The 17,486-nt window shown below is 61.3% G+C and carries 12 protein-coding genes and 1 pseudogene; 8 read left to right on the top strand and 5 right to left on the bottom strand.

Annotated features, from left to right (window positions below):
* The first annotated feature begins 166 nt into the window (after positions 1-166).
* Complete coding sequence (locus PPRO_RS00425; RefSeq protein ID WP_083761159.1) at positions 167-4,228, top strand: RHS repeat-associated core domain-containing protein; 4,062 nt, start codon at positions 167-169, stop codon at positions 4,226-4,228.
* 494 nt (positions 4,229-4,722) lie between these two features.
* Here the strand turns inward: PPRO_RS00425 and PPRO_RS00420 are convergent, their stop codons facing one another.
* Positions 4,723-5,625: a zinc dependent phospholipase C family protein gene (locus tag PPRO_RS00420; RefSeq protein WP_011734038.1), complete on the bottom strand. Its 903-nt coding sequence runs from the start codon at positions 5,623-5,625 to the stop codon at positions 4,723-4,725.
* Positions 5,626-5,729: 104 nt separating this feature from the next.
* On the opposite strand from PPRO_RS00420, the gene PPRO_RS00415 reads away from it, so the two are divergent.
* Positions 5,730-6,524 (top strand): uracil-DNA glycosylase, encoded by a 795-nt coding sequence (locus PPRO_RS00415; protein ID WP_011734037.1) that lies wholly within the window; start codon positions 5,730-5,732, stop codon positions 6,522-6,524.
* A gap of 133 nt (positions 6,525-6,657) precedes the next feature.
* Here the strand turns inward: PPRO_RS00415 and PPRO_RS00410 are convergent, their stop codons facing one another.
* From PPRO_RS00410 to PPRO_RS00395, 4 genes are all read right to left on the bottom strand, one after another.
* A complete protein-coding gene (locus tag PPRO_RS00410) occupies positions 6,658-7,110 on the bottom strand; it encodes a PaaI family thioesterase (RefSeq protein WP_011734036.1) in 453 nt (150 codons plus the stop codon).
* A 31-nt stretch (positions 7,111-7,141) separates the two neighbouring features.
* A complete protein-coding gene (locus PPRO_RS00405) occupies positions 7,142-9,256 on the bottom strand; it encodes a penicillin-binding protein 1A (RefSeq protein ID WP_011734035.1) in 2,115 nt (704 codons plus the stop codon).
* Positions 9,257-9,326: 70 nt separating this feature from the next.
* Positions 9,327-10,220: an NlpC/P60 family protein gene (locus PPRO_RS00400; RefSeq protein ID WP_011734034.1), complete on the bottom strand. Its 894-nt coding sequence runs from the start codon at positions 10,218-10,220 to the stop codon at positions 9,327-9,329.
* A complete protein-coding gene (locus PPRO_RS00395; protein WP_011734033.1) occupies positions 10,213-10,965 on the bottom strand; it encodes a hypothetical protein in 753 nt (250 codons plus the stop codon). The genes PPRO_RS00400 and PPRO_RS00395 overlap by 8 nt, the downstream gene beginning before the upstream one ends.
* A gap of 129 nt (positions 10,966-11,094) precedes the next feature.
* Here PPRO_RS00395 and PPRO_RS00390 point away from each other — a divergent pair, with 129 nt between their 5' ends.
* From PPRO_RS00390 to PPRO_RS00355, 6 genes and pseudogenes are all read left to right on the top strand, one after another.
* Positions 11,095-11,952 carry a CheR family methyltransferase gene (locus tag PPRO_RS00390; RefSeq protein ID WP_011734032.1) on the top strand — a complete coding sequence of 286 codons (858 nt, stop codon included), beginning with the start codon at positions 11,095-11,097 and terminating at the stop codon, positions 11,950-11,952.
* A gap of 84 nt (positions 11,953-12,036) precedes the next feature.
* Positions 12,037-13,317 carry a methyl-accepting chemotaxis protein gene (locus PPRO_RS00385; protein ID WP_011734031.1) on the top strand — a complete coding sequence of 427 codons (1,281 nt, stop codon included), beginning with the start codon at positions 12,037-12,039 and terminating at the stop codon, positions 13,315-13,317.
* Positions 13,314-13,757, top strand: a complete 444-nt coding sequence (locus PPRO_RS19185; protein WP_011734030.1) for a chemotaxis protein CheW — start codon at positions 13,314-13,316, stop codon at positions 13,755-13,757. The genes PPRO_RS00385 and PPRO_RS19185 overlap by 4 nt, the downstream gene beginning before the upstream one ends.
* Before the next feature lie 528 nt (positions 13,758-14,285).
* A pseudogene (gene pruA / locus PPRO_RS00375) lies at positions 14,286-15,836 on the top strand (L-glutamate gamma-semialdehyde dehydrogenase); the annotation flags it as partial.
* A 250-nt stretch (positions 15,837-16,086) separates the two neighbouring features.
* Positions 16,087-16,623, top strand: a complete 537-nt coding sequence (locus PPRO_RS00365; protein WP_011734028.1) for a DUF2284 domain-containing protein — start codon at positions 16,087-16,089, stop codon at positions 16,621-16,623.
* Positions 16,624-16,857: 234 nt separating this feature from the next.
* The gene (locus PPRO_RS00355) at positions 16,858-17,472 is read left to right on the top strand and encodes a nucleoside deaminase (RefSeq protein WP_011734027.1); all 615 of its coding nucleotides are present in this window, start codon (positions 16,858-16,860) and stop codon (positions 17,470-17,472) included.
* The last annotated feature ends 14 nt before the right edge of the window (positions 17,473-17,486 follow it).

Raw genomic sequence — 17,486 nt, 5'->3', positions numbered from 1 at the left:
AAAATTGCGCACGAATAACCGTATGGCACTAAGCTACCGTCCAGGATCTGGTGGATAGCGGAGTTGCTGGAGTGACAAATGGTGATGAACTAATCCCCATCCGGGGTGAGCATGTTTGAGTGTTCGACACGGGGGCACAAAACCAGACGCGAATAATGACGAGGTCATGATGAAACCCGCAAAACTCAACAACACCGTGGTATTCACTATTGTCTTTTTCATTTCAATCTGCGGCGTCTGTTTCGCCGATCCGCTGACCATTACCGGCCCCGACGCGCCGAGCGATGGCTCACAATACTCTGCAACAGGAGGAAGCGCCCCCTATTACTGGTGCATTACCAAAGGGAGCATCACCCACAACGGCGTTGTGACGGTATCGGGCCAGTGTGGCAGCGCAACAATCACCGTTTGGGATTCCAGCGGAGAAACCGCACGCAAGACAATAAGAATGGCCGGCACGTCACGATGGGTTCAAACGGATTACAAGACGTGCCCCTCGTTCACGTGCGCGGGCTCCGGATGCCCATGCACGGGGGGATGCAGTTGGGTGTGGGGATGCATCTTTTCTTCATACTATCCCGTCGAGATCAGCGGCAACATCAAAAAGGTTGGCAGCGCTTGGACCTGCGCTTCATCCAATGGGAGGGGGTGCCTGGTATGGACCGGCCCCCCGCCACCGGGTGTGTCATGCAGTGGTTCACAACTTCAGCTGGTCAGCTCGATCACGACGTATGAATGGAAATGCCAGGATGGGACCAACGGCCCGGAATCTTCCTGTTCATCACCTCCGGTTCCCCTCAAAAAACCCAAAGATCTCGGCGCCGGCACCGCCAACGCGACCTGCACCGAGTCCGCCGCCAACCTGAAGAGCGGCAACTACTACCACTCCCAGAGCATCGTTGCCAGGCCCGAGAGCCTGAGCCTCGACCTCTCCTACAACAGCCTCGAAACCGGGGACACTCCCCTCGGCAGGGGGTGGACCCACAGCTTCAACCTGAGTCTCGCCACGACCAGCAGCGGCCTACGGGTGAAGCTTGCCGACGGCGATTTTCTCGACTTCGTCCTTTCCGGCACAACCTACCTTCCCGCATCCACCAGCACTGACACCAGCAACATCGTTAAAACAACCGAGGGAAGCTACGTCCGGACCTTCAGGGACGGCCTCACCCAGACCTTCAATGCCTCGGGCCAGCTCACCGCCATAAGCGATGCGAACGGCAACACGACGACCCTGGCTTATTCGGGGAACGATCTCGCAACCGTCACTGACTCCACCAGCCGCAACCTCACCATCGGCTCCAGCGACGGCAGGATCATTGCCATCCAGGATCCGGCCGGCAGAATGACCAGCTTTGCCTACAGCGGCAACCTACTGACCTCGGTAACCGACCCGGCCGGCACCAGCTGGCGGTTCGTTTATGACGAATACGGCAGGATGATCCGGAAAACCGATCCCGGCAACAACACCAGCGAAAACGGCTATGACGCCGCCGGCAGGAACATCAGCAGCACCGATGCCGAAGGCAGGACAAAAACCATCAGCTACAATGCCACGGGCAGCAGCAGCGTCACCGAGAAGGACGGCAGCGTCTGGACCCACGCCTACGACCCGACCCTGAACGTCCCCACGGCGACAACCGATCCCTTAGGCAACACCGTACGACGGAGCTACGACGCCAAGGGCAACCTGCTGAGCATCACCGATCCGGACGGAAACACGACCCGCTACACTTACGACGCGGCCAACAACCCGCTCACCGTGACTGATCCCCTGGGCAACACAACCAGCTACACCTACGACAGCCTGGGCCGGGTGCTGACAATCACCGACCCGGATGGCCGCATCACCATTAACAGCTACGATGAAAGAGGGAACCTGCTGCGGAGCGTAGATCCCACGGGGGGTGCCTACCTGTTCGCCTACGATGCCGCCGGCAACCTGACAAGCGTAACCGACCCGCGCGGCAACAGGGTCGGCTACGTTTATGACACCTACAACACTATCGCCGCGATCACCGACCAGAACGGAAAGACTATCCGCTTCAGCCATGACATATCGGGTAACCTGCTGACCATGAAGGATCCGGACGGCAAGATCACCACCTACTCCTACGATGCACTGAACCGCCTGGTCGCCATCACCGATCCCCTGGGAACCACCACGAAATTCACCTACGACAACCTGGGTAACCGCACCGCCGTAACTGACGGGAACGGCAACCTCACCAGCTACACCTACAACTTCAGAAACAAACCGCTGACCATCAGGGATGCGCTCGGCAGCACGACAACTCTTGCCTACGGCGGCTGCGGCTCCTGCGGCGGCGGGGGCAACGACAAACTTACCTCCCTCACCGACGCCAACAACAACCTGACCGGGTACGAGTACGACCAGCTCGGACGCCTTGCCCGCGAGACCGACCCTCTCGGCAATGTCACCGGCTACGGCTACGACTCCCGGGACAACCTCACCGCCAGGACCGACGCCAACGGCAGCACCGCTACCTATGCCTACGACGCCAACAACCGCCTGCTCAGAAAAACCTACCCAGACGGGAGCGTGGAGAGCTTCAGCTACGACGCCAGAGGTAATATCCTCACCGCCGCGAACAAACATATCTCCTACGCCTTCAGCTACGACGCCAACAACAGGATGCTCTCGTCCACCGGCTCCAACAATGGGACCCTGAAGTACGAATACGACCCGGCCGGCAACCGTACCACCATGGTCACCCCCGAAGGTGAGCGGATCAGCTACCGCTACGACGCCGCCAACCACCTCACCGCCATCGTCTCGCCCCGGGGGACCTTCGATATCACCTACAACGACCTGGGCAGGAGAACGAAACTCAGCTATCCCAACGGAGCAACCATAAGCTACCGCTACGACAACTCCGAACGGCTGGTGAAACTGGAGCATAAAACAAGGCACGGCAGGACAATCGACAGCTTTTCCTATACCCTGGACCGGGTCGGCAACCGCCTGAGCACAACCGAAGCCAACGCAACCACCAACTACGGCTATGACGCCATCTATCGTCTGCTTTACGCACAGCAGAGCCGTCGCCACAACAGCAGAGATAACGAACAGTACAGCTACGATCCCGTCGGCAACCGACTTATCGGGCCCCACCAGCAAACCGGCTACAGTTATGGAACCGGCAACCAGCTGCTTAAGAACGATCAGGCAAGCTTCACGTATGACAAGAACGGCAACCTTGCCGAGCGAAGCCTGGACAACGATCAGCATGGCCACCACGGCCATCAAAGTACGTCCTGGAAGTACACCTTCGATTATGAGAACCGGCTGGTGAAAGCCGAGAACGGCGCCGTCAACGTGAGCTTCGCCTATGACCCGTTCGGCAGGAGAATCGAGAAGAGGACCGAGATCACCGGTCCCGGTGAACGCGGTCATGACGTAGAGGAGGGGATCACCCGTTACCTGTACGACGGGATGAACCTGATTCGGGAGACCCGAGAGAGGCACCGCCATGCCGGCCGTTCCGAGACGATCAGCTACCTCCATGGCCCGAACATCGACGAGCCACTGGCGGCCATGAGTGACCACAGGAGTTGGTACTACCATGCCGACGGCCTGGGAAGCATCGTGGCGCTTACGGACAGACATGGTACCGTGGTACAGGAATACAACTACGACAGCTTCGGCAACCCTGATCAGCGGGGAGAGAACATCGATCAGCCGTTCTCGTACACAGGAAGGGAGTGGGACCGGGAGACCGGGCTGTACTACTACCGCGCACGGTACTATGATCCCAAAATCGGTAGGTTCATCCAAAAGGATCCGATATCATTCGCTGGCGGGGATGTGAACCTTTACGCTTACGTCTTAAATAATCCGATTAATCGATTAGATCCGTTCGGACTTTGGAATAGCAAAACATTTCCTACAAATATCAGCAACTATGCCAATAGTGCACTATATTGGCCTGGATCAAAATATCAACCAATAGGGCCTTTTGGTAAAATTTGTGGCGCAGAAGGAACTGTTGAAGCGACTTGGATACCAGATATAACACCGGAAGCTTGCCGAAAACATGACGAATGTTATGACAAATGTGCAAAAAAATGTGCCGGATATGATTGTAAAAAAATATGTGACTCGAAATTGTTTAGATCAAATCCACCGTATGGAACAGCAACAAAACTATATGGAAAGGATGCATATGACGCTGCAAAAAGAAAATATGGCTGTAACAAATGCAATTAATGCATTATTAAACATACTTTCAAGATCAATACTTATATATTATGCGGTTGCCAACTTTATAGGAATAATATGGTTCTTTGGAACACTGAGTTTCATAGACATATTGAGAGGATCATTATTTGTAATATCAGCATCTATCATAGGTTTGTTTTATATGAATTTTTTCAAAGACAAAACATCAACATTGATATATATCTCATTTTGTCTAATCGGTATTATTTCATGTCTTTTTATGAGCATGGAATTTTATTTCAAAAACTATGGCAATCTATATGATTATTTAGAACAATCAACCATAATTGCATGTTTTGTTTTTATGATAACGCGAAAACTAATTGTCTATAACAAAAGTAATAAAAATAGAGCATAGTTCTTTTTTGTTATTTATAACAGGCCATTGAAAAACAGAGAAAAGTCCTGATTTACAGCATTGTTTTAAGCTTTTACGCGTAAACTTCGTAATTACAGAGTAGACCAGCCCCAGCGGCACCCGTTCACCCGCTGTGCAGTTCTCCCAACAGCTCCGGTTGCTCCAGGGCCTGACGCAGGCTCTGCTTCAGTGACTCCACCTGCTCCATCCCCTCGGCCCGTGTCATCTTGCCCCCCTTATAGAGCAGGCGCAGATTCCCGCGGAACGCCTCGGCCATGGCCAGGGCGCGCTCGCCGGTGGGATCGGCCCGCAGGAGCATCGACTCGCAGGGGTGTTGCAGAAAATCCAGCACCCCCTCCTGAACCAGTGTCATGTACTCGTCCCGATCATCCTCCGCCAGCACATAGCGTGAAGCGGCCGAGAGGCGGCGCATGACCTGCTGCCACTTCTCCAGCCGGGACAGGAGCATGATGGAGTTGAAGATGCGCTTGTTGGTGCCGAAGGAGAACAGGGTCGGGGCGACCACGCTGCGCAGCAGGGCGTCGTTGGCGCTCTGGTCGTACCTGCAGACCTGCTTGGCCCGTTCCCAGGTCTGCTGCTCCACGAAGGTCTCGAAGCGCATCTCCCAGTAGGTGTGCTTCATGGTTGCCGCGGGAAAGGAGCGCATGATCTTGTAGGGAACGTAGTAGTTGTGGGCGATGACATCCGCCGCCAGATGGCTGAGATAGCCGTAGGCGCAGGCCTGCTGGTCGTCGTTTCCGGCCACCAGCAGCACCTTGTTGCCCACGCTCCAACGGTGGCAGTTGAGCAGGTAGTGGGTGTACTTCTTTCCCAGGGTGATGTCGGCGGCGATGCTGCCGTACAGGTAGTCCAGGGGATGGGCAGCCAGCAGGGCGGCCAGTCCGGCCGGCAGCAGTTCCGGGTGGGAGAGGATATGCAGCCCCACCTGCAGGTGTATCCCCCCTCCCCAGGCATCGGCCGACTGGGGGAGGCAGAGCAGGCAGAGCAGCGCGCAGGCAATGATCATGGTTCATCCGTTCTTTGGTTTTGACAGGAACGGGAACATGCTGCTAGAGTTCCCGGCATGATGGTACCCCAGTTTCCCGATCGATTCAACAGGAGCAGCCGGCCGTGACCCACAACCTGAATCAAGCGCTCGTGACCGCATCCCTCAGGGCATACCTGCAAGGGCTCCAGGAGAGCGGTGTGGACGGCATACCCGCCTCACTGGCCGGTATCTCCCCCGCCACGGCGGTGGAGATACCGCCTGATACGCCGCCTGAACCTGATTCACCGGCAGCAACGCAAGCTCCCCAGGCGGTCGCCCCCCCCGTGGTGGAGCGGGAGTCCCTGGAAATCATCAGAAGCGATCTGGGAGAATGCCAGCGCTGCAAGCTGGGAGCCACCCGAACCCACCTGGTATTCGGCACAGGCAATCCGCGGGCCAGGCTGGTCTTCGCGGGGGAGGGGCCCGGCAGGGACGAGGATCTGCAGGGAGAGCCGTTCGTGGGCGAGGCAGGCCAGGTGCTCAACCGCATCATCACGGCCATGGGGCTGAAACGGGAGGATGTGTACATCTGCAACCTGGTCAAGTGCCGCCCGCCCGGGAACCGCGACCCGGAGGCGGATGAAATCGCCGCCTGTTCGACGTTTCTGCTGCGCCAGCTGCGCTCCATCAACCCGGAGGTCATCGTGGCCCTGGGCAAGTTCGCCGCCCAGACCCTGCTGGCCACCAAAGAGCCGATCTCACGGCTACGCGGCACCTTCGGCGAATTCCACGGCATCCCGCTCATGCCGACGTTCCACCCCTCCTACCTGCTGCGCAACCGGGGCAACTCGGCCCCCTTCTGGGAGGTGTGGGACGACATGACCAAGGTGTTGCTCCTGCTGAAGCTGCCGGTGCCGGAGAAGAGCAGGAAGCGCTAGTCCCTCGTAGCGCTTGTTTTTTTCTCACCAAACCCCTCCAAACCTCCCCTTGTCAGGGGAGGCTTAAAGGCTTCCCCCCTGATAAGGGGGGACCGAGGGGGGTTGGTTGTGGATGGTACGCCCTCACCTTCCCTCAGATACCCTGCGGTCGCAGCTGCACCGCCATCATGGTGGCCGTCATCCTGGCCACCAGCTTTTCCCCTCCCCCCTCGCCTTTCATGACGCCATCGGCCTCGCAGACGATGATCCTGCGGCCGTTGCGCATCACCCGGCCCCGCGCCAGGAGCAGTTCGCCCGCCGCCGGGGCAAGGAAGTTGGTCTTGTACTCCACGGTGAGCACCTCGTCCTCGGCCCGCATCAGGGTCAGCGACGCATAGCCGCAGACGGTGTCCAGCATGGTGCCGATGATGCCGCCGTGGAAAAAGCCGTTGGTCTGGCTCAGGCCGTGCCTGAAGGGGAGTTCCAGGTCGGCCTCCCCGGGAGCGAGACGCATCAGCCTGGCAGCCAGCGTCTCCATGGTTCCGGTGGTGGCAAACCTCTCCCGTATGCGCGCCTCATACTCAGGATTACGTACAGTGAAGCTCAACAGAATCTCCTTGCTGGTGTGATTTCGTCCCTCAGGGCTGCTGGACCGGCTGCTGGCCGTCGCTCGCCGGAGCCACGGGGGGTACGGACGCTGGCGCAGCAACGCTTCCGCCATGCTCGGGACAGCTCTCCATCGGCTCGGTCCCCTGGACAAAGAACTCGACCCGTTTCCGCGGGCAGTCCGGCGTCGCCAGAAAGCCGGTGGCGGGATCGATGGTTACGGAAACCACCGTATCCGGCCGGGTGAAGTCGACCGCCGGCCGGGAGGCCAGCGCCTGATCCATGAATCGCCCCCAGATGGGCGCGGGGACCGCACCGCCGGTAAAGCCCTTCCCGCCGGGCCGCGGCTTGTCATGCCCCACCCAGATGCCGGTTATGATCTGTGGGGTATAGCCCACGAACCAGGCATCCCGGTAGTCGTCGGTGGTGCCGGTCTTCCCGGCCGAGGGACGTTTCAAGCTGAACTTCTTCAGGCTCTTGGCGGTGCCGTAGACCATGACATCCCTCATCATCTGGGTGGTGACATAGGCGCTTGCCGGGGAGAGGACCGGCGTCAGTGCCGGGGGATTGTTCGTCCAGCTCTCGTGCCTGCGGTCGTAGATGCGGATGATGCTGCGCGACTTGGGCCGCGAGCCACCATTTGCCAGGGGGGCGTAGGCAAGCACCAGATCGTGCAGGGTGACCTCTTCGGTTCCCAGGGCCAGGGTCAGATCGTGTCGCGCCCGCAGGGGAAGCCCCAGGCGGGCAGCGAAATCGGTAAAAGCGGGGACGCCCACCGCATCCAGCAGCTTCACCGTGATGACGTTGTTGGAGTAGGCCAGGGCCTGCCTGAGCGACAGGTCTCCGAAGCGCTCTCCGCCGTAGTTGCGCGGTTTCCAGGTTCCGGCACTGCCGCTGCTGTAGCTCTCCGGCCGGTCGTTCCAGATGCTGGCGGCCGTATAGCCATTTTCCACCGCCGCGGCAAAGATCAGCGGCTTGATGGCCGACCCGGGCTGACGCCTGGCCGACAAGGCGCGGTTGTAGCCGTTCCCGTCGGAGCCTGTGCCCCCCACCATGGCCAGCAGGTCGCCGTTGGCCGGGTCCAGGCAGACCAGCGCGCCCTGGAGTTGTGGCGATACGCGCCTGACCCCCTCGCCAAGAGTCTTCTCCGCCAGCTTCTGGAGTTTCAGGTCCATGGCCGTGGTCACCTCCAGCCCCCCCTGCTCGACGATCCCCGCACCGTACTGCTCAATCAGCCTGCTCCGGATATGGGCCACATAGGAGGGAGCCGGGCCGGGAGGAATGACCGAGGGGGGATGGACCCGCAGGCTCTGCTGTTTGCCGCGGGAGATCATACCCAGCTCCACCATGCGCTTGAGAACGACATCCCTGCGCGCCATGACATTGGACGCCTTTCCCCGCGGATTGTAGACGCCCGGCGCCTTGGGCACCCCGGCCAAAAGCGAGCATTCGGCCTCGCTCAGCTGCTCGGGGTTCTTGTCGAAGTAGAGGCGGGCGGCCTGGGCGATTCCCCAGGCCCCATTCCCGTAGTAGATCTCGTTGAAGTACATCTCCAGGATCTGCTTCTTCGTGTACTTCTGCTCGAACTCCAGGGCCATGCGCCCTTCCTTCAGTTTCCTGTCGATGGTCTTCTCCCCGGACAGGTACCGATTCTTGATCAGCTGCTGGGTGATGGTGGAGCCCCCCTCGGCCATTCTTCCCTTGACCACATCCTTCACCAGGGCCCGGGCGATACCGCGCACATCGATGCCGCTATGCTCGTAGAAGCGGGCGTCCTCCACGGCGATGACCGCCTTCTGCAGGAAGCTGGGGATGCGGTCGATGGAGACCCAGTACCTCCGCTCCGGGAGGATACGGCCAACGAAGCGCCCCTGGTTGTCGAAGATCCTGATGGAGCTGTAGCCCCGCGGCAACGTGGGGTGGCTGGCGAAGCTCTCCCGGGCCAGGAGCGGGGCGGCGGGAATGAGGAGGAAACTGCACAGCAGGATGAAGCAGATCCATTTTCTTGCAGAGAGGGATGGGGTGAAAATCACGGTGATCGTGTACTCCTTGTGGGTGATAAACGTACATTGGCATGTGGGAGCTGCCGGAGAGAGCCCGTCCGCGCGAACGCGCGGCAGCTCCCCAATGCCGTTTCCAGGATACATGCGACAGGCATCTCAGGCACACACCTGATCCGCGTTGTTCTGGATTCGGAAACAGATGTGAGCCTCTGATTCATTGCTCCGTACCGTACCAGCGCCTGACCACGAAGCCGTCCTGCTGCCTGATCCCCACGGGCCAGGCATCCAGCGGCCGCCTGCTGGCCATGATCTCCCCCAGGCGCCGAAGCAGCGGCGTGACCACCACGCCACCCTGCCCCGGCCTGCCGCACTCCAGGCGGCTCTCGATGACCGTTTCCCGGTCCAGGACGATGATCACATGACCGCTCCAGACGATCAGGTCCAGCGGCTCCAGAAGTTGAGCCAGCTCCCGCTCTCCCCTGCCCGCCACGGCAAGGCCTTCGCCGAAGTTCACCAGGCTGGAGGTGTTGCGCGGCGTCCGGCCATGTGTGGCTGCATAGAGCAGACCGGAGCAGTCCAGTCCCGCCAGAGTCAGCCGCCGCTCCTCGGCGGGCGAAAAGGATCCCCGGTAGTACAGCCGCAGCAGTTCGGGCACCCCCTGGTGTACGTTGCCCCCCCACACATAGGGGCTGCCCACGGAACTCCTCATGGCGGCCAGAATGGCCTCGCGCCCCGGCAGCGGCCGGACAGGGGATGGGGGGAGCTCGTCATGCAACTCCACGAAGCGGCTGTCCAGGTAGAGCGAACCGCCTGGCGGCACGGGATAGTCGTCCGTCTCCACCCGGTAGACGGTTGTCTCATCCTGGCGAACCTCGGCCAGCAGCCTGAATACCGTTCCCGCTAGGGCGATGAACTCCAGCTCCCGCACCTGGCCGCAGCTGTCGCTCTTCAGGCTCATGCCATCATGGCCGCCGAACAGGTCGGCAATTGCCGGGCTGTTCAGGACCGGCGTGGCCAGGCGGGCAACGGCATACTGGCCGGCCTGGGCGTACGCCGACACCAGGCAGAGCAGGAGTGCTACCAGGAGCGAGGAGAAGAGGCTAGCCATGATTGAAGGCCTGGCGCACCAGTTCCTTCTGGGCCATGGTCAAACGCTGGACGGAGAGCAGTTCCCTGAGAACGCGGGAGGAGAGCCCCGGCAGGAACAGGGTGAACCAGATCGCCGGGGTGCGGGGATTCTTGAGGATCACCAGACGGATATTGGGGCGCCCCTTCCAACGGGCGCTGCGGGCCACCATGGAGATGGTCTCGGCGGTGGACTGGTAGGAGGCGATGAACTGGTGCACCGCCCCCTCCTTCAGGTGCGGATTGGAGAGGCAGGCATCCACCACCGGCGCGGTTCCCCGGCGCGCCAGGGTCAGCTTGGTGCCCAGCGGCTGGGTGGGAAGGCGTTGAACGATGCAGCGCTCGGCCAGCATACGCAGATCAGCCGTCACGCCGGGCACGAGGCAGATTCTGGCAAGATCCAGGATGTACAGGCGGGGGAGCAGTGTCTGGGCGATATGGGCGGGAGTCTCGGGATGGCAGGCCAGGACGGAGATGACCCGGTGATGCTCCAGCAACCGTTTGGAGCAGTACAACGTTGTGAAGAGCTCTTCCGGCAGGCAGCGCCGTTTCAGCAGCGCCAGCAGGTGATTCTCGTCCAGGGCCGGGTTGCGCAGGGCAGTCAAAAGCAGTTCACCCTCCTGGCTCTGCATGATCTGAAAGAGCTCCTCCTTGTCGGCCGTCAGCGCCTGCTGAAACTGCCGCCCTGGATCATGATCGATCCCCGCCGGCCCTGTCTCCTGATCCATACCCGTCCCCGTCCCTGTCGGACGAAGCAGTGCCGCCCCTTGTTGCCCGGTTGCGCGGCACAACGCTTCGTGATAGAAGAGTGACCATAGTATCATTCACCGTCTGCTCTTGCCACCAGGAAAACGCCCATGGCCACCGTTTTCAGCGACAGCCCGCTCCCCACGGCAAGCCGGATCGCTGACGACGATCTGGCTGAAATCGGCGTTATCCTCGCAACGAGGCGCAACTTCGGCATAGCCGACTACAAGGCGAACTGCATGAAGCGCCGCGTGGCCATCAGGATGCGCGCCAGCCGTTGCCACACTTCGGCCGAATACTGCTGCCTGCTGCGCCACAGCGAACAGGAGCTGGACCTGCTCCAGAAGACGCTCACCATCCATATCAGCCAGTTCTTTCGCAACCCCTCCCTGTTCGACACCCTGCGCCAGCGGGTGCTGCCAGACCTCTTTGCCGTCGCCCTGACACGGCCGGACAAAAGCCTGTCCATCCGCTGCCTGGGGTGCGCCGGCGGCGAGGAGCCCTACAGCCTGGCGATCCTGCTCAGGGAGCATTTCCCCCGGGAGCTGGCACGGACAACGACCCTGATCGCGGGAATCGATATCGACACCAAAACGCTGGAAACGGCGCGATTGGGGGAGTATGACGGCGACCGCTTGGCTGCGATACCGGCGGAACTCCTCAACCGCTACTTCCGGAAGCAGGGGGAGTGCTTCCGGCTCAACGACGAGATCCGGGAGATGGTAACCTTTTCGCGGGAGAATATTGTCGACAAGGGGAGCCACCCTGCCTGCGACATGGTGCTCTGCCGCAACACCCTGATCTACTTCTCCCGGCCCGAGCAGGAGCGGATCCTGGAGGGCATCGCCGACATGCTCCCCCTGGGAGGCATACTGGTGCTGGGCAAGTCGGAAACCCTGCTCGGAGCGACACGCCGCCGCTTCACCCCCATCTGCCCGGTGGAACGGATCTATCGCAGGATCGGGTAACGCCGGTGACTGGTTGTCCGTGGCTCGTGACCAGTCACGGCCGGCACCCGGCCTGAATCTACCGCCACATTCTGGAGGCATACCATGCGTATCCCCATAGGCTATAAATTCATTCTCGGATTCATCGTGGTCGTGGCCGCGGTAGCATTCAGCCCCCAATTGGTGGGGTTGCTGGGCTATTCGCCGGCAATCAGCAGCATCCTGGGGTATGTCGTGGCGCTGACAGCCGGCCTGATCCTGGGTTGGCTCTTCTCCAAACGCTTCACCGCCAACATCGGCAGGCTCGCGCAGGCGGCCGAATCCATCAGCCGGGGCGACCTGACCCGTGACGTTGCCTTATCCCCCTCGCGCATCCCGGACGAGACCCACGACCTGGCCAGCCTGATCAACCTGATGCTCCAGAACCTGCGCGACCTGGTGGGGCACATCAAGACCACGTCGCGCCAGCTGACCGATTCGGCCCGCGAGATCAACTCCACCGCCATGGAGATCAACGCGTCCACCGAAGAGGTGGCCCGCACCATCGAGCAGATCTCCCACGGGGCTGAAACCCAGGCCGAGATGGTGGAGCGGAGTTCCCAAACCATCCGCGAGATGGCCATCTCCATCGAACTGGTGGCTGCCCGAGCCAGGGAGACCTCCGCCGCGGCACGGGAAACCAGCCAGACCGCCCGGCACGGCGGCACCCAGGCCACCGACTCCCTGGAGCGGATGAAGGTCTTCTTCGACCGCCAGGAAGCCATCGGCCGGCAGTTCGACACCTTCAACGCCAGGCTGCAGAAAGTCAGCAAGGTGGCCATCTTCATCGGCGAGGTTGCCCGCCAGACCAACCTGCTGGCGCTGAACGCCTCCATCGAGGCGGCCCGGGCCGGCGAGTACGGCAAGGGATTCGCGGTGGTGGCCGAAGAGGTGCGCAAACTGGCGGACGGCTCAGCAACTTCAGCCTCGGAGATCGGCGAGATGATCGAGGGCCTGCGCGAGGAGAGCCACCGGCTTCACGACAGCATCCTGGAGAGCTCTCGCACCATCAACGAGGGGAAGAAGAGCATCGACGTCGCCGCCGGCGCCTTCCAGGAGATCATCAAGACGGTTCTTGAAACGGAGCGCAGGGCCACCAGCATCGCCGACCTCTCCCATATGCAGCTGGAGGGGTCGGGGAACATGGTCAAGGCGGTGGACGAGATCGCCAGGGTGGCCGACGGCAACGCAGCCGCGACGGAACAGGTTTCAGCGGCAACGGAAGAGCAGCTGGCAGCCATGCAGGATATGGCCCTTGCGACAAGGGATCTGGCCGACCTGGCGGAAAAGCTCTTGACCGTGGTGGAGCGTTTTCAGGTCACGCCTGGGGAGCAGGAACGGTCATGAGCAGCAGGTCGCGTTACCTGATCTTCGCCCTGCCGGGAGGACTCTACGCCCTGGAGTTGGGCCAGGTGGCGGAGATCTGCGAGCCGAAAGAGTTCTGGCCGGTTCCGGCAGCGCCCTCCTGCTATCGGGGCGCCATGAGCTTCCGCGGCGCCATCACCGCTGTCATGGATCTGGCGGCCTTCATGGGGCAGCCGGATGAGCGGGAAGCGGAGAAGCTAATCGTGCTCCATCCCGAAATAGCCTCCCTGGCGTTTCTGGTGCGGCGAACCCTGCGCATCGTGACGGCGGACCAGGTTGAACTTCGCCAGGTGGCGGACGAACCATTCATCATCGGGCTTCTGGCGCTGCCCGAGGGGGAGGAGGCCAGGCTGCTGGACGCGGAGGCGATCACCATGCAGGCCACGGCTACCATCAACGCATCCCCACCCCATACAGAGTGACTTTCTTTTCACCCCTCAAGCGGACACGCCTCTCCGGCAGCATCCTCCCGCCTGTTCCCCCCATTTCATTCCCGACGACAGCACCCTTCCCTCAGAGCAAACCTTTACAGGCAATTGAACTCGGGTATCCTTTGAGGAGAGCTAACTCTTCGGCACAACCACGAACAGAACAATTTATACAGGGATGAAGGGGACGTAAAGCCGTGCAGGCAAGGCTTTACGTTTGAACCTGAAGACGGCAGTTAGGAGCTGCCGGAGAGAGCACATCAGGGCTATTTCGTCGTAATTCCTGGCGAAATGAAGCGCCAACAGCCGATACTGTCTGAGGCCCTTTGGGTGAGTTTATCGGCTGTAGCGAAATGAGTCTCGGAATTACAGAAATGGCCCGTCCGCGCGAACGCAGGCAGCTCCCAACTGCCGAATCTAGGTTGAATCCTGAAGACACCTGAGCTTTGATGTTAGCCCCGGCAGACCAAGGAGACGGCAATGAACAGCAGCAAGCCCCTGGGCGCACGCATCGACACTGAAAACCTGCCCCCCTTTGCCAACCACCCCCTGGCGGACTTCAGCCGCCACGACCAGCGGGACGCCTTCACGGCTGCCCTCGTCCAGGTGCGCTCACGCCTTGGCGCGCTCTATCCGCTGTTCATCAACGGTCAGGAGATCAGGACAAACGACCTGCTCCCCTCCGTCAATCCGGCCAAGCCTTCCGAGCAACTGGGCCAGGTCTGCCAGGCCGGAGTCGCCCAGCTGAACCGGGCCATCGGAGCAGCCAGGGCAGCCTTCCCCTCCTGGCGCGACACCGCTCCCCGGGAACGGGCCGCATACCTGCTGAAGGCAGCCGCCATCACCCGCAGGCGCGCCTTCGAGTTGGCTGCCTGGCAGGTGCTGGAGATCGGCAAGCAGTGGGACCAGGCCCAGGCCGACGTGGCCGAGGCCATCGACTTTTTGGAGTACTACAGCCGGGAGATGATCCGTCTGGCCGTTCCCCGCAGGCTCGGCCACGCAGCCGGGGAGCTGAACCTGTACCTCTACGAGCCACGGGGAGTGGCGGCGGTGATCGCCCCCTGGAACTTCCCCCTGGCCATCAGCATGGGCATGGCTTCGGCAGCCATGGTCACCGGCAATCCGGTGGTCTTCAAGCCCTCCAGCCTGACCCCCATCGTCGGCCACCACCTGGCGGAGATCTTCGCCGAGGCTGATCTTCCGGCCGGTGTCTTCAACTACGTTCCCGCCAGAGGGAGCATCGTGGGTGACTCCCTGGTGGATCACCCGGACATCAGCCTGATCGCCTTCACCGGCTCCCTGGAAACCGGCCTGCGTATCATCGAGCGCGCCGCCCGGGTCCAACCGGGCCAGAAGGCCATCAAGCGGGTCATCGCCGAGATGGGGGGCAAAAACGCCATCATCATCGACGAAAGCGCCGACCTGGACCTAGCCATCCCGCACCTGCTCTCCTCGGCCTTTGCCTTCCAGGGGCAGAAGTGTTCGGCTTGCTCGCGGGTCATCGTACCGGACGCGCTGTACGAGCGTTTCACGGAGCGCCTGGTGGAGGCGGCCAGAAAGTGGAAGATCGGCCCGGCCGAAGACCCCGGCTTCCCGATGGGGGCGGTATGCGACGCAACGGCACAGCGCAGGATTCGGGAGTACGCCAGGATCAGCAGCCAGGAGGGGAGACTGCTCTACTCCAGCCCGGTGCCCACCGGCGAGGGGTACTGGGTGCCGCTGACCATCATCGGCAACATCACGCCAGTGCACCGCATCGCCCAAGAGGAGATCTTCGGGCCGCTGCTGGCGGTCATGGCTGCCAGGGATTTCGACCAGGCCATGCAGTGGGCCAACTCCACCCGCTTCGCCCTGACCGGCGGAATCTTCAGCCGCAACCCGGAGCATCTGGAGCGGGCGCGCCGCGAATTCCGGGTGGGCAACCTCTATCTCAACCGCAAGATCACCGGCGCCTTTGTAGAGCGCCAGCCCTTCGGCGGCTCGGGCATGTCGGGGCTTGGCGGCAAGGCGGGCGGGCCCGACTATCTGCCCCACTTCATGGACCCGCGGGTGATCACGGAAAACACAGCATGATTCGTCATCCGGCGGACGCGACTTTCGAACAGAGAAGCGGCAGTCGGGGGCTACCGGAGAGAGCGCATCAGGGCTATTTCGTCGTACTTCCTGGCGAAATGAAGCGGCTACAGCCGATACTGTCTGAAGCCCGAAGGGCTGAGTTTATCGGCTGTAGCTTCATCAAGCCTTGGAAGTACAGAAATAGCCCGTCCACGCGAACGCAGGCAGCCCCCGACTGCCGCATGTGTAGCATAAGGGAGCAATGACCATGGCAGACCAGGCCCTGTTGCAGAAGATCTTTGTCGGCAAGGGATTCTCCGAGTACTGCTGGATCGACCCCCAGGAGATCGTGGTGGCCCAGTGGGTGCGCATGAAGAGCCTGTTCGGCTGCGACAGCTACGGCTCGGCCTCCTCGCCGCCCAACACCCCCCCACTGGCCGATTGCCGCGAGTTTTTCCGGGAATTCCGCCTGGGAGTGCTGTTCCACTTCTCGCGCCACTTCAACGACCCGGAAGAGCGCCGCGCCTGGTCGCGTGACGTGAACCGCGCCCTGGTGGATCTGGAGCGGGCCGTGTTCATCGCCGGCTACCCCAAGGCATTCCTGCTCTTCATGGACAGCTGCAACCTCTGCCGCGAGTGCGCCAGCTCCCGCGCAGCCTGCCGCAACAAGAAACTGGCCCGCCCCAGCCCGGAGGGAATGGGGGTGGACCTGTTCGCCACCGTTGCCAAGTACAACTACCCGCTTCAGGTTCTGGGGCAGTATGACCAGGAGCTCAACCACTACGCATTCCTGCTGATCGAGTAGCAACTCCCGACATCGCGGCGGATCTGGTCAGTTTTCGGCTTTACAGCATCGATTGCATCGCTTACGATTCGTGCCTTGTGTACACTGCGCTCAGACAACGCCGCTACGACGTAGCACAAGGCATCACCACATAGTGTGTGGTCCATGCCCTGGAGTCGCGAAAAAAGATTCGTGGTTCCAGCCTCCCCGGACGGGGAGTTCGGCCGGCATAGCTCCACCACCTCAGGAACCTCCATGACCATCCCCATCATGACAATCCGCTTCCCCGACTGGGTGGAGCCTTTCCTGGCCAGTTCACCGCGAACGTTTCCCACCCCTTTGGAGCGAATGGGGTTCGTTATCCAGCTTTCCCGCCTCAACGTATGCCATGGCAGCGGTGGCCCCTTCGGCGCCGCCGTGTTTGGCCGTGACGGTATGTTGATCGCACCCGGCATCAACCTGGTGGCAAGCTCCAACTGCTCGCTGCTGCACGCCGAGATGGTGGCCCTGGCCTGCGCCCAGCAAGCGCTGGGACGCTTCGACATCGGCGATGGTGGGCGGGTGGCCTGCGACCTGTACGCCTCCACCGAACCGTGCGCCATGTGCTTCGGCGCCATCCCCTGGTCGGGCGTGAGCGGACTGGTGTGCGGGGCGCGTGACCGGGATGCCCGTGCCGTCGGTTTCGACGAAGGGCCCAAGCTTTCCGACTGGGTAGGGGCGCTGGGCCGGCGCGGCATCAGCGTAGAGCGCGACCTGCTGCGCCACGAGGCCTGCTCGGTGCTGCGTGAATACGCGACAAAGGGGGGCGTAATCTACAACAGCGGTCCGACAGCGGCCCGACGCAACCGGGTTTCAAAGGAGCAAACGTGAAACGACATCTCAAC

This window comes from Pelobacter propionicus DSM 2379, from assembly GCF_000015045.1.
GTDB classification, from domain to species: Bacteria; Desulfobacterota; Desulfuromonadia; order Geobacterales; family Pseudopelobacteraceae; genus Pseudopelobacter; species Pseudopelobacter propionicus.
Note: the sequence above shows the minus strand (reverse complement) of the source record. Positions and strands in the feature narration are given on the sequence as shown.